The organism is Jiangella endophytica, from assembly GCF_003427025.1.
Classification (GTDB): domain Bacteria; phylum Actinomycetota; class Actinomycetes; order Jiangellales; family Jiangellaceae; genus Jiangella; species Jiangella endophytica.
Window position 1 is genome coordinate 40,977 of the sequence record NZ_QVAI01000029.1, and the last position, 13,345, is coordinate 54,321.

The 13,345-nt window shown below is 69.1% G+C and carries 10 protein-coding genes; all 10 read left to right on the forward strand.

Annotated features, from left to right (window positions below):
- Position 1 precedes the first annotated feature (1 nt).
- Positions 2–1,042, forward strand: coding sequence for an ABC transporter ATP-binding protein (locus DZA62_RS33115; RefSeq protein WP_116953244.1), 1,041 nt, complete (start codon positions 2–4; stop codon positions 1,040–1,042).
- A gap of 481 nt (positions 1,043–1,523) precedes the next feature.
- On the forward strand, positions 1,524–3,383 hold the full coding sequence (gene typA / locus DZA62_RS33120) for a translational GTPase TypA (RefSeq protein ID WP_116953245.1): 1,860 nt from the start codon (positions 1,524–1,526) through the stop codon (positions 3,381–3,383).
- 238 nt (positions 3,384–3,621) lie between these two features.
- Complete coding sequence (locus DZA62_RS33125) at positions 3,622–5,262, forward strand: peptide ABC transporter substrate-binding protein (RefSeq protein ID WP_116953246.1); 1,641 nt, start codon at positions 3,622–3,624, stop codon at positions 5,260–5,262.
- 113 nt (positions 5,263–5,375) lie between these two features.
- Entirely contained in the window at positions 5,376–6,296 is a 921-nt protein-coding gene (locus tag DZA62_RS33130) for an ABC transporter permease (protein WP_116953247.1), read from the forward strand.
- Positions 6,289–7,191, forward strand: a complete 903-nt coding sequence (locus tag DZA62_RS33135) for an ABC transporter permease (protein ID WP_116953248.1) — start codon at positions 6,289–6,291, stop codon at positions 7,189–7,191. The genes DZA62_RS33130 and DZA62_RS33135 overlap by 8 nt, the downstream gene beginning before the upstream one ends.
- Positions 7,192–7,517: 326 nt before the next feature.
- Positions 7,518–9,176, forward strand: coding sequence for a peptide ABC transporter substrate-binding protein (locus DZA62_RS33140; protein ID WP_198664466.1), 1,659 nt, complete (start codon positions 7,518–7,520; stop codon positions 9,174–9,176).
- Between the two features lie 105 nt (positions 9,177–9,281).
- Positions 9,282–10,208, forward strand: coding sequence for an ABC transporter permease (locus tag DZA62_RS33145; RefSeq protein ID WP_116953250.1), 927 nt, complete (start codon positions 9,282–9,284; stop codon positions 10,206–10,208).
- Positions 10,201–11,127 (forward strand): ABC transporter permease, encoded by a 927-nt coding sequence (locus DZA62_RS33150; RefSeq protein ID WP_116953251.1) that lies wholly within the window; start codon positions 10,201–10,203, stop codon positions 11,125–11,127. Before DZA62_RS33145 ends, DZA62_RS33150 begins: the two co-directional genes overlap by 8 nt.
- Positions 11,128–11,153: 26 nt before the next feature.
- Positions 11,154–12,203, forward strand: coding sequence for an ABC transporter ATP-binding protein (locus DZA62_RS33155; RefSeq protein WP_232827668.1), 1,050 nt, complete (start codon positions 11,154–11,156; stop codon positions 12,201–12,203).
- Positions 12,178–13,206: an ABC transporter ATP-binding protein gene (locus tag DZA62_RS33160; RefSeq protein WP_116953252.1), complete on the forward strand. Its 1,029-nt coding sequence runs from the start codon at positions 12,178–12,180 to the stop codon at positions 13,204–13,206. Before DZA62_RS33155 ends, DZA62_RS33160 begins: the two co-directional genes overlap by 26 nt.
- Positions 13,207–13,345 lie beyond the last annotated feature (139 nt).

Here is a 13,345-nt window from a genome sequence, read left to right on the forward strand (position 1 = left end):
CATGGTCACCTCCACCGAGATCTCGCCCGAGGTGGCGCCGGAGAGCGGCACCGGGCAGCACCTGCTCGACGTGACCGACCTCGTCATGCACTTCCCGGTCTACGGCGGCGGCCTGCTGCGCCGCGTCATCGGCCACGTCCAGGCCGTCACCGGCGTCTCACTGCACGTCGACGCCCGCGAGACCCTGGGCGTCGTGGGGGAGTCCGGCTGCGGCAAGTCCACCACCGGCCGGGCGATCCTGCAGCTGCACAAGCCCACGTCGGGCTCGGTCGTGTTCCAGGGCAAGGAGCTCACGGGCCTCGACGCGCGCGGCATGAACGAGGTCCGCCGCGACCTGCAGATCGTGTTCCAGGACCCGTACGCCTCGCTGAACCCGAAGATGCCGGTCAACGACATCATCGCCGAGCCGCTGAAGGTGCACGGCAGGTGGCGCGGCGGTGGCAAGAAGCGCGTGGCCGAGCTGCTCGAGCTGGTCGGCCTCAACCCCGAGCACGGCAACCGGTACCCGCACGAGTTCTCCGGCGGTCAGCGCCAGCGCATCGGCATCGCCCGTGCGCTGGCCCTGGAGCCGCGGCTGCTGGTGCTCGACGAGCCGGTGTCGGCGCTGGACGTCTCGGTGCAGGCAGGTGTCGTGAACCTGCTCGAGGACCTGCAGGACGAGCTCGGGCTGGCCTACATCTTCATCGCCCACGACCTGTCCGTGGTCCGGCACATCTCCGACCGCGTCGCCGTCATGTACCTGGGCAAGATCGTCGAGACCGGCACCCGCGACGAGGTGTACGAGAACCCGGCGCATCCGTACACGCAGGCGCTGCTGTCGGCGGCGCCCACCGCCGACCCGGTCGAGGAGCGCCGCCGCGAGCGCATCATCCTCGCCGGCGACGTCCCCAGCCCGCTCGATCCGCCGAGCGGCTGCCGGTTCCGCACCCGCTGCTGGAAGGCCCAGGACATCTGCGCCGCCAAGGAACCGCCGCTCATCGACACCGGCGTGGGCCATCCGGTGGCGTGTCACTTCGCCGAGGTCGAGACCCGCGTGGTCTGACGCTGGTGGGGCTCGGTGACGGTTGGCCGGGCGGTTCGGTCGGCCGGTCTGCTCGGTTGGCCGGGCGGTTCGGTCGGCTAGCAGGGGGACGGGGCGAGTCTGGGCACACCTCGGGCTCCGCAGCCGACGCTACGGTCGTTCGCGGACGTCGACCGGCCCATCGGCGGCCGTCGCCTCCACCCACCGGCGACCTGGGCCTCTGAACGGCGATGATCATCAACGATGATGTACCTCACCAGGCGTTCTCCCGCTCCACCAGGAATGCATGCCTGGTCCAGCGAACACAGTCCTGGGCAAGGCCCGCGGATCGCCGAGCGATCTCACGAGGTGGACGGCCCGCTCTCGCACACCGCGATCGACGTGCAACTCCCCGGCCACCACGGCGGCAACCCGGCCACGGATCACGGCTGTGGATGAGCTCGTGCCCGGCACGCCGTAGGATGGGCTGTCATCTCCCCCCAGTCAGGAACGAGTTCTCCGCATGTCCGTGCGCAGCCGCGACGACCTCCGCAACGTCGCCATCGTGGCCCATGTCGACCACGGCAAGACCACCCTCGTCGATGCGCTGCTGTGGCAGTCAGGGGTGTTCCGCGCCAACCAGGACGTCGCCGACCGGGTGATGGACTCCGGTGATCTGGAGCGGGAGAAGGGCATCACGATTCTCGCCAAGAACACCGCCGTCCGCTGGGGCGACACCACCATCAACATCATCGACACCCCGGGTCACGCCGATTTCGGCGGCGAGGTCGAGCGTGGCCTGTCCATGGTCGACGGCGTGGTGCTGCTGGTCGACGCCAGTGAGGGGCCGCTGCCGCAGACCCGGTTTGTGCTGCGCAAGGCGCTGCAGGGCCGGCTGCCGATCGTCGTGGTCGTGAACAAGACCGACCGGCCCGACGCGCGCATCGCCGAGGTGGTCGACGAGACGTACGAGCTCTTCATCGACCTGCTCGACGACTCCAGCGACCAAGGCGCGCTCGACTTCCCGATCGTCTACGCGTGCGCCCGCGACGGCAAGGCCTCCAACGAGCGGCCGGCCGACGGCAGCGTGCCGGACTCCGAGAACCTCGCGCCGCTCGTCGACACCATCCTCGAGACCATCCCGGCGCCCACCTACACCGAGGGCGCGCCGCTGCAGGCGCACGTCACCAACCTCGACGCCTCGCCGTTCCTGGGCCGGCTCGCGCTGTGCCGCGTCCGCGAGGGCGAGATCGCCAAGGGGACGCAGGTCGCCTGGTGCCGCAAGGACGGCAGCATCGAGCGGGTCAAGGTCACCGAGCTGCTCATGACCGAGGCGCTCGAGCGGGTCCCGGCCGAGAAGGCCGGCCCGGGCGACATCATCGCCGTCGCAGGCATCCCCGAGATCACCATCGGCGAGACGCTGGCCGACGTCGACGACCCGCGGCCGCTGCCGCTCATCACCGTCGACGAGCCGGCGCTGTCGATGACGATCGGGTCCAACACGTCGCCGCTGTCGGGTCGGTCCGGCGGCACCAAGGTGACCGCGCGGCTGGTGAAGGACCGGCTCGAGAGCGAGCTGATCGGCAACGTGTCGCTGCGGGTGCTGCCCACGGAGCGGCCGGACGCGTGGGAGGTGCAGGGCCGCGGCGAGCTGGCGCTGGCCATCCTCGTCGAGCAGATGCGCCGCGAGGGCTTCGAACTGACCGTCGGCAAGCCGCAGGTGGTCACCCGCGAGATCGACGGCAAGGTGCACGAGCCGGTCGAGCGGCTCACCATCGACTGCCCCGAGGAGTACCTCGGCGCGATCACCCAGCTGCTCGCCGTCCGCAAGGGCCGCATGGAGCAGATGACCAACCACGGCACCGGCTGGATCCGCATGGAGTTCGTCGTGCCGGCCCGCGGACTCATCGGCTTCCGCACCGACTTCCTCACCGAGACCCGCGGCACCGGCCTCGCCCACCAGGTCTTCGACAGCTACGAGCCGTGGTTCGGCGAGCTGCGCACCCGACCCAGCGGCTCGCTGGTGGCCGACCGGTCCGGTGCGGCCACGTCCTACGCGATGATCAACCTGCAGGAGCGCGGCACGCTCTTCGTCGAGCCGGCCACCGAGGTGTACGAGGGCATGATCGTCGGCGAGAACTCCCGCGCCGACGACATGGACGTCAACATCACCAAGGAGAAGAAGCTCACCAACGTCCGCTCCAACGCCGACGAGTTCGAGAAGCTCGTCCCGGCGCGCAAACTCTCGCTCGAGCAGGCGCTCGAGTTCTGCCGCGACGACGAGTGCGTCGAGGTCACGCCGAAGGCGGTCCGCATCCGCAAGGTGGTGCTCGACGCCTCCACCCGCGGCCGCGCGGCCGCTCGTCGCAAGCACGCCCAGTAGCGCCACCGACCCCGGCCGTGCGCCGTCGTCGCTGGTGAGCGATGATGGCGCCGGCCCGGGGGAGGTCACATTCGTGTTGCGAGTGCGATGGCGGGGAACCGCAGGACTTGCCCTGGGACGAGGACGGCACATAGAAAGTGACGGGCACGTATGTGCCCAAATCGGCCAAAACGGCCATGGGTGGCGCAGGCGACGGGACTCCGCAGCCTCGCCTCGGGCATACCCCAGGAGGATTCCGATGCCAGTCTCGCCACGCAGATCGGTGGTGCTGGGAGCCGTCGCACTCGCGCTCGCGCTCGGAGCCTGCGGTGGTGGCGACGACGGCGGCGACGCGGCCGGCGAGGGCGCCAACACCGTCACGGTCCGCGGCTGCAACCCGCAGGGCGACTTCGTCCCGGCCAACAGCAACGAGGTCTGCAGCGGTGACATCCTCGACCAGGTCTTCTCGTTCCTCGTGCGGTACGACCCGGAGACCGGGCAACCCGAGAACGAGATCGCGGCCGACATCGTCAGCGAGGACAGCCAGACCTGGACCATCACGCTTCAGGACGGCTGGACCTTCCACGACGGCTCGCCGGTCACCGCGCAGAGCTTCGTCGACGCCTGGAACTGGGCCGCGCTGGGCGCGAACGCCACCCTGAACAGCTACTTCTTCGAGCCGATCCAGGGCTACGCGGACGTGCAGGGCACCTTCGACGACGAGGGCAACTACGTCGATGGTTCGGCGGCGGCCGAGACGATGTCCGGCCTGGAAGTGGTCGACGACCTCACCTTCAGGGTCACGCTCGCCCAGGCCGAGTCGCAGTTCCCGATGCGGCTGGGCTACACCGCCTTCGCCCCGCTGCCCCAGTCGTTCTACGACGACCCCGAGGCGTTCGGCCAGCACCCCGTCGGCACCGGGCCGTTCCGGTTCGAGTCCTGGGACCCGAACATCGACGTCCGGCTCTCCGCCTACGCGGACTACGCCGGCGACGTGAAGCCGAGTATCGACGGCGCGGTCTACCGCATCTACGAGAACGACGACGCCGCCTACAACGACCTGCAGGCCGACCAGCTCGACATCATGCCGCTGCTGCCGACGTCGGCGCTGGCCGGCGACACGTACCGCATCGACCTCGGCGACCGGTTCGTCTCGCGTGAGACGGGCGTCTTCGAGACCATCACGTTCGCGCCGGAGAGCGTCGACGCCAGCTTCACCGATCCCCGGCTGCGGCAGGCCATCTCGATGTCGATCAACCGGCCGGAGATCGTCGACAAGATCTTCGCCGGCGCCCGGACCCCGGCCAACGGCTGGGTCTCGCCGGTGGTCCCCGACTTCGAGGACGGCGCCTGCGACCCGTACTGCACCTACGACCAGCAGGGTGCGCAGGACCTGTACGCGGAGGTCGAGCCCTTCGAGGGCACGCTGGCGCTCTCGTACAACGCCGACTCCGACCACAAGGCCTGGGTCGACGCGGTCTGCAACGACATCACCGCCACGCTGCAGATCCCGTGCCAGGGCTCGCCCGTGGTCGACCTGGCCACCTTCCGCAACGAGATCACCGCCCGCCAGACGGGCGGCATCTTCCGCACCGGCTGGCAGATGGACTACCCGTCGCTGGAGAACTTCCTGGTGCCGATCTTCGCCACCGGCGCCTCGGCGAACGACGGCGACTACAGCAACCCCGAGTTCGACGACCTGGTCCGTCAGGCCGCCGCGACCCCGGGTGCGGACGGCGCGGCCCTCTACCGCCAGGCCGAGCAGCTGCTGGCCGCGGACATGCCGGTCATCCCGCTGTGGCACCGCGTGAACATCGCCGGCTACTCCACCCACGTCGAGAACGTCCGGATCACCGTGTTCCAGACCGTCGACCTGCTCAGCGTCACCACGACCGGCTGACACCACGCCCGCCCGGCCCGCCGTCGCGCACCTCGCCACGGCGGGCCGGCGTGCGCGCCGTACAGTCTGACTCCGGCGCGCACCGGAGCGCTGCTGATCGCTGAAGGAAGGTCATGGGTCGGTACGTCGTCCAGCGCCTCGGCCAGATGGTGCCCGTGGTCATCGGGACCACGTTCCTCATCTACGCCCTGGTGTGGGCGCTGCCGGGCGACCCGTTCGCCGCGAGGTGCGGCGACCGGCCGTGCCCGCAGAACTACGTCGACCGCATGACAGCCGAGTACAACCTCGACGACCCGCTGCCCATCGCGTACCTGCAGTACATGGGCAAGCTGCTCACCGGCGACTTCGGCCAGACGTTCTCCGGCGCGTCGATCGCCGCTGAGCTGGCGCAGCGGTACCCGATCACGCTGCAGCTGACCCTGCTCGCGATCCTCGTCGAGGTGGTCATCGGCGTCGCGGCCGGTGTGCTGGCCGGGATCCGCCGCGGCGGTTTCGTCGACAACCTGGTGCTGGTCAGCACGCTGGTCGTGGTGTCGATCCCGGTGTTCGTCCTCGGGCTGCTGGCACAGGTCACGTTCGGCGTTCGGCTCGGCTGGTTCCCGGTGACGTCCGACGGCTCCCTCTACTCGCTGGTCCTGCCCGCGGTCGTGCTGGGCAGCCTGTCGCTGGCGTTCGTCGCTCGGCTGGTGCGGGCCAATCTGGTCGAGAACCTGCGCACCGACTACGTCCGCACCGCGATCGCCAAGGGCCTGCCGCGGCAGCGGGTCATCGGCGTGCACACGCTGCGCAACTCGCTGATCCCGGTCGTGACGTTCGTCGGCGCCGACTTCGGCGGGCTGCTCGGCGGCGCCGTCGTCGTCGAGGGCATCTTCAACATCCCGGGTGTCGGCAACATGATCTTCCGTGGCATCAACGCGCACGAGGGCGCCACCGTGACCGCCGCCGTCACCGTGCTCGTGCTGGTCTTCATGATCGTGAACCTGCTGGTCGACCTGCTGTACGCCGTCCTCGACCCGAGGATCCGCCATGTCTAGGCGGCGTGGCGGTGGCCACGCGGCGGCCGTCCCACGCTCGCTGGCCGGCGACGCGTGGCGCGACCTGCGCCGCAGCCCGCTCTTCGTCGGCTCGGCGGCGATCATCCTGGTGCTGGTCGCGATGGCCGCCGTGCCCGGCCTGTTCACCAACGCCGACCCGCGCGCCTGTGATCTCGCCTACTCCCGGCAGCCGCCGAGCGGCGACGCATGGTTCGGCTACGACCTGCAGGGCTGCGACATGTACGCGCGGACCATCTACGGCGCGCGGGCATCGATCCTGGTCGGCGTGTTGACGACGGTCGTCATCGCGGTCGTCGGGAGCGTGGTCGGGATGTTCGCCGGCTATCACGGCGGCCGCGTCGACGCGCTGCTGTCGCGGTTCACCGACATGTTCTTCGCCGTCCCCATGCTGCTGGGCGCGATCATCGTGCTGGCGACGTTCCCGTCGACGATCGACACCCCCTCCTGGCAGACCATCGGCAAGGTGGTCCTGGCCCTGGGCGTGCTCGGCTGGACGACCGTGGCCCGGCTGATGCGATCGACGGTGATCCAGGTCAAACAGTCCGACTACGTGCAGGCCGCCCGCGGCCTCGGCGCCGGCAGCCGGCGGGTCCTGCTGCGGCACGTCCTGCCCAACGCCGTGGCCCCGGTCGTCGTGTACTCCACGATCATCCTCGGCGTGTTCGTCGTGCTGGAGGCGACGCTGTCGTTCCTCGGCATCGGGCTGCAGGCGCCGGTCATCTCCTGGGGTATCGCGATCAGCGACGCGCGCGCCTACATCCGCCAGTCGCCACATATGCTGCTCTTTCCCGGCGCATTCCTCTCGGTGACGGTGCTCGCCTTCATCATGCTGGGCGACGCCGTCCGCGACGCCTTCGACCCGAGGCTGCGCTGACCTGTGACCGTCACCACCCGAAGCCCCGCAAACACGGCGCCAACGGGCCGATTCCACCGAAGAATTCGCAGCTCACACGGCAGGATCACAGCAATCAGCCGGTATGGTCACAGTCCGGTTGCGTTGTGTGACGGCAGTCCGGTCAGACTTGCCCGCAGAGATGAGCGGGTTTAGAAATGAGGGCGCGGATCAGGATCGCGACCGTACCCGGCTGTGCGCAGATCCGCACCAATGGTGGCGAGACCGATCGGTCACGCCCGTAATCACCGGGCGCAGGCCCGTTTGAGGAGGATTCCATGCGAGGCTCTACTCGCAGAGGAGCCGTGGTGGCGGCAGCCGTCGGCCTGACGCTCGTGCTCGCCGCGTGCGGTGGCGACGACGACGGCGGCGACGACAGCGGCTCCGGTGGCGACGGCGGCTCCAGCGAGGGCCCCACCGGCTCGGTGTCCATCAACAGCACGCAGCCGGAGAACCCGCTCATCCCGACCACCACCAACGAGGTCGGCGGCGGCAACATCGTCGACGCCATGTGGACCGGTCTGGTCTCGTACGACTCCGCCACCGGTGAGCCCGGTCTGGCCGTGGCCGAGTCGATCGAGCCGAACGAGGACTTCACGCAGTTCACCATCACGATCAAGGACGGGTGGACGTTCCACGACGGCTCGCCGGTCACCGCGCAGAGCTTCGTCGACGCCTGGAACTTCGGCGCCTACGGCCCGAACGCGCAGCTGAACCAGTACTTCTTCGGCCCCGACGGCGCCAACATCGCCGGGTACGACGCGGTCGCCGGCCAGACCGACGACACCGGTGCCTTCGTCGAGGGCTCGGCCACGGCCGAGACCATGAGCGGCCTCGAGGTCGTCGACGAGTCCACCTTCACGGTCACGCTCGGCTCGCCGAACTCGCTGTTCGAGACGATCATCGGCTACTCGGCGTTCTACCCGATGCCGGAGAGCTTCTTCACCGACCAGGCCGCGTTCATCGAGCACCCGGTCGGCAACGGCCCGTTCGAGTTCGTCGAGGAGGTCCCGAACACCTCGATCAACCTGACGGCCTTCGCCGACTACGCCGGCGACCCGAAGCCGCAGGTCGAGAACATCGAGTACCGCGTCTACGCCGACCTCGACGCCGCTTACGCCGACGTCGTCGCGAACCAGCTCGACATCCTCGACAAGATCCCGCCGGTGGGTCTGGCCGGTGACGTCTGGAAGACCGACCTCGAGGGCCGTTCCGCTTCGGAGCCCCTCACCACCCGGTTCACCAGCATGACGTTCCCGCTGACGAACACCGAGGCGTGGGCCGACCCCAACCTGCGCAAGGCCATCTCGCTGGCCATCGACCGTGAGGCCGTCATCGCGGCCGCCTACGGCCCGGGCAACTACGTCCCGGCCAACAGCTGGGTCCCGCCGGGCAACGACGGCTACGTCGAGGGCACCTGTGGCGAGTGGTGCGAGTTCGACGCCACCAAGGCGCAGGAGCTCTACGCGCAGACGGCCGGCGTGCAGGGCACGCTGCTGATCTCCAGCAACTCCGACGGCGGTCACCGCGAGTGGGTCGAGGCGGCCTGCACGTCGATCCGCGAGACGCTGGGCATCGACTGCCAGGGCGACTACGACCCCGACTTCGGCTCGTTCCGGGCCCGGGTCAACGCCAACGAGATCACCAACCCGTTCCGGACCGGCTGGGTGGCCGACTACCCGTCGATCCAGAACTTCCTGGCGCCGCTCTACACCTCGAACGGCTCGGCCAACGACGGCGGGTACTCCAACCCGCAGTTCGACGAGCTGATCCGCCAGGCCGCCGGCCTGGAGGGCCAGGAGGCGCTCGACCTGTACAACCAGGCCGAGTCGCTTCTCTCCGAGGACATGGCGATCATCCCGCTCTGGTACGACAACGGCCAGCGCGGTTGGTCGACGAACGTCAACGAGCCGCAGTTCACCTGGAAGGGTTACGTCGACCCGTTGTCGATCTCGGTGCAGAACTGATGCTCTAGAGTCGCAGCGGTCGGTTGCGGGGCGTCCATCTCGTCGTACACGGGGTGGACGCCCCGTACGCTGGCGCAGACCGCTTGCGCACGGAAAGGTTGAGCCATGGGCCGGTACGTCGCCCGCCGCCTGCTCCAGATGATCCCCGTGGTCATCGGCACGACGTTCATCATCTATGCCCTGGTCTGGGCGCTGCCGGGCGATCCGTTCGCCGGCAGGTGCGGGGCGCGGCCGTGTCCGGCCGCCTACGTCGCGGACATGACGGCCAAGTACAACCTCGACGACCCGCTGCCCCTCGCGTACATCCAGTACCTCGGCAATCTGCTGAGAGGCGACTTCGGCGAGACGTTCCAGGGCCTCTCGGTCGGTGAGGAACTGCTGCGGGCCTACCCGACCACGGTGAAGCTGGCCCTCGTCGCCATCGCGTTCGAGATCATCATCGGCATCGGCGCCGGCATCCTCGCCGGCCTGCGACGCGGCAGCTTCATCGACAACCTCGTGCTGGTCTCCACCCTGGTCGTCGTCTCGATCCCGGTGTTCGTCATCGGCTCCGTGCTGCAGCTGTTCCTGGGTATGCGGTGGGGGATCTTCCCGGCCACCGTCGGCGGCGACGCGAGTCTCTACAACCTGATCCTGCCCGGGTTCGTGCTCGCCTCACTCTCGCTGGCCTACGTCGCACGGCTCACCCGGACCAGCCTGGCGGAGAACCGCCGGGCCGACTACGTCCGCACCGCCGTCGCGAAGGGCCTGCCGCAGCGACGGGTCATCGGCATCCACACGATGCGCAACTCGCTGATCCCGGTCGTCACGTTCATCGGTGCCGACTTCGGCGCGCTGCTCGGTGGCGCCATCGTCACCGAGGGCATCTTCAACGTCCCCGGCGTGGGGAACCTCATCTTCCGCTCCATCACCACCAGAGACGGCGTCATGGTCACCGGCGCGGTGACCGTGCTCGTCCTCGTCTTCCTGTTGGTGAACCTGCTGGTCGATCTCATCTACGGCTGGCTCGACCCGAGGATCAGTCATGGCTGACCCCACACCCCCCGTCATCGTCGAGGCCGAAGCGCCCGCGGCGACGGAGACGACCGTTCGCACCCTCGGCCGCGACGCCTGGCACGATCTCATCCGCAAGCCCACGTTCATCGTCTCGGGCGTGCTGTTCGTGATCTTCGTGACCATCGCGATCGTGCCGGGCCTGTTCACGTCGCTGAGCCCCACCGACTGCAGCCTCTCGCTGAGCCGTCAGGGCCCCAGCAGCGCGGCCTGGTTCGGGTACGACAACAACGGCTGCGACGTCTACACCCACACCATCTACGGCGCCCGCGCCTCGATCATGGTGGGTGTGCTGACGGCCGTCGGCGTGTTGCTCATCGGCGGCATCGCCGGGACCGTGGCCGGCTTCTACGGGCGTTCGACCGACACCGTCGTGTCCCGGCTCGGCGACATCTTCTTCGGGATCCCGCTGCTGCTCGGCGCGCTGATCGTGCTGGTCTCGTTCCCGGGCAACGCCGAGACACCGGAGCTGGTCACGATCTCGAAGGTCGTGCTGGCGCTGGCCGTGCTGGGCTGGCCGCAGATCATGCGCATCACCCGCTCGTCGGTGCTGCAGGTGCGCTCGGCCGACTACGTCCAGGCGGCCCGGGCGCTCGGCGCCGGCGGCACCCGGATGATCCTCAAGCACGTCGTGCCGAACTCGATCGCGCCGGTCATCGTCGTCGCGACCATCGGTATCGGCGGGTACATCGCGGCCGAGGCGACGCTGTCGTTCCTCGGCGTCGGACTGCAGCCGCCGGTGGTCTCGTGGGGGCTGGCCATCAGCCGGGCACAGGACTACGTTCGCACGTCGCCGCATATGCTGTTGTTCCCAGCGTCAGCGCTGTCATTGTGCGTGCTGGCCTTCATCATGCTCGGTGATGCCATACGTGACGCGCTCGATCCGAAGCTGCGTTGAGCGACATCACAGGAGGAGGGCGACGAGTGGCGACCACACAAACCGGCATCGCACCGCTGCCGGATCAGACCGGGGCGACCCCGCTGCTGGAGGTCGAGGACCTCCGCGTGGAGTTCCGCACCCGCGACGGTGTGGCCAAGGCCGTCAACGGCGTGTCCTACACGCTGCACGAGGGTGAGACGCTGGCCGTGCTGGGCGAGTCCGGCTCCGGCAAGAGCGTCACGGCGCAGGCCATCATGGGCATCCTCGACAGCCCGCCCGGGTTCGTCACCGGCGGCGCCGTGCGCTTCCGCGGCCAGGACCTGCTGGCGCTGCCCGACGACGAGCGCCGCGCCTACCGCGGCCGCAGCATCTCGATGATCTTCCAGGACGCGCTGTCCGCGCTCAACCCGGTGTTCCCGGTCGGCTGGCAGATCGCTGAGATGTTCCGCGTCCACGAGGGCATGTCGAAGAAGGACGCCCGCAACCGCGCCGTCGAGCTGATGGAGCAGGTGCGCATCCCGGCCGCCAGAGAGCGTGCCGGCGATTACCCGCACCAGTTCTCCGGCGGTATGCGCCAGCGCATCATGATCGCCATGGCGATCGCGCTCGACCCCGACGTCCTCATCGCCGACGAGCCCACCACGGCGCTCGACGTCACCGTCCAGGCGCAGATCATGCAGCTGCTGGCCGACCTGCAGCGCGAGCGGAACATGGGCCTCATCCTCATCACCCACGACCTCGGCGTCGTCGCCGACGTCGCCGACAAGATCGAGGTCATGTACTCCGGGCGCATCATGGAGCAGGCGCCGGTGCACGACATCTACGCGACGCCGGCCCACCCCTACACCAAAGGGCTGCTCGAGTCGATCCCTCGGGTCGACCTCAAGGGCCAGGAACTCTCGGCGATCAAGGGGCTGCCGCCGAACCTCACGAACATCCCGGCCGGGTGCGAGTTCCGGCCGCGCTGCCCCTACGCGCGTGAGATCTGCAAGGAGCAGCGTCCTGAACTGACCGAGGTCGTCCCCGGCCGGTTCAGCGCCTGCCACTTCGCACAGGAGGTGCTCGAGGGTGACATCGAACCCGCCCAGCAGTGAGGTCGTCCTCGAGGTCGACAACCTCGTCAAGCACTTCCCGCTGACCACCGGCGTCGTCGTCAAGCGACAGGTCGGCGCCGTCAAGGCGGTCGACGGCGTCTCACTGCAGCTGCACCGCGGCGAGACCCTCGGCATCGTCGGCGAGTCCGGCTGCGGCAAGTCGACCCTGGCCAAGCTGCTCATGCGGCTGGAGGAGCCGACCAGCGGCAAGGCGTTCTTCAAGGGCCAGAACATCTACGACCTGCAGGGCAAGGCGCTGCGCGAGCTGCGCCGGAACATCCAGATCGTGTTCCAGGACCCCTACTCGTCGCTGAACCCGCGCATGACCGTCGGCGACATCGTCGGCGAGCCGTTCGACATCCACCCCGAGGCGGCACCCCGCGGCGAGCGGCGCAAGCGCGTCCAGGAACTGCTTGAGGTCGTCGGCCTCAACCCCGAGCACATCAACCGCTACCCGCACCAGTTCTCCGGCGGTCAGCGCCAGCGCATCGGCATCGCCCGCGGGTTGGCCCTGCGACCCGAGATCATCGTCTGCGACGAGCCGGTGTCGGCGCTGGACGTGTCGGTGCAGGCACAGGTGGTCAACCTGCTCGAGAAACTGCAGGACGAGTTCGGCCTGTCGTACATCTTCATCGCGCACGACCTCTCCGTCGTCCGGCACATCTCCGACCGCGTCGCCGTCATGTACCTCGGCCGCATCGTCGAGACCGGCACCGACGCCGAGATCTACGAGCGGCCGACCCACCCGTACACCCAGGCGCTGCTGTCCGCGGTGCCGGTGCCCGACCCGTCCGTGCGCGGCCAGCGGCAGCAGATCATCCTCAGCGGCGACGTCCCCAGCCCGGCCAACCCGCCCAGCGGCTGCCGGTTCCGGACCCGCTGCTGGAAGGCCACGGACAAGTGCGCCGAGGAGGACCCTGAACTGACGGTGCGGCCGGGCAGCGACCACGAGTCGGCCTGCCACTACGCCGCCGTCCGCGAAGACGTCGTCGTCCAGCACTGAGGGGTTCGACCCGGGCGGCCGCGCTCGCAACGCGACTGCAACGTGTCGTCGCCTACCCTCGTCTCACGACCGGGCGGGCCGCCCATAAACCCAGCCCGCCCATCGCCCGCCCGGTCGTATTCTCCGGGTTCCCCGACGA

Excerpts from the sequence above, each read along its gene's own strand:
- DZA62_RS33115 (WP_116953244.1), top strand. The coding sequence starts at position 2 with ATGGTCACCTCCACCGAGATCTCGCCCGAGGTGGCGCCGGAGAGCGGC.
- typA (WP_116953245.1), top strand. The coding sequence starts at position 1,524 with ATGTCCGTGCGCAGCCGCGACGACCTCCGCAACGTCGCCATCGTGGCC.
- DZA62_RS33125 (WP_116953246.1), top strand. The coding sequence starts at position 3,622 with ATGCCAGTCTCGCCACGCAGATCGGTGGTGCTGGGAGCCGTCGCACTC.
- DZA62_RS33130 (WP_116953247.1), top strand. The coding sequence starts at position 5,376 with ATGGGTCGGTACGTCGTCCAGCGCCTCGGCCAGATGGTGCCCGTGGTC.
- DZA62_RS33135 (WP_116953248.1), top strand. The coding sequence starts at position 6,289 with ATGTCTAGGCGGCGTGGCGGTGGCCACGCGGCGGCCGTCCCACGCTCG.
- DZA62_RS33145 (WP_116953250.1), top strand. The coding sequence starts at position 9,282 with ATGGGCCGGTACGTCGCCCGCCGCCTGCTCCAGATGATCCCCGTGGTC.
- DZA62_RS33150 (WP_116953251.1), top strand. The coding sequence starts at position 10,201 with ATGGCTGACCCCACACCCCCCGTCATCGTCGAGGCCGAAGCGCCCGCG.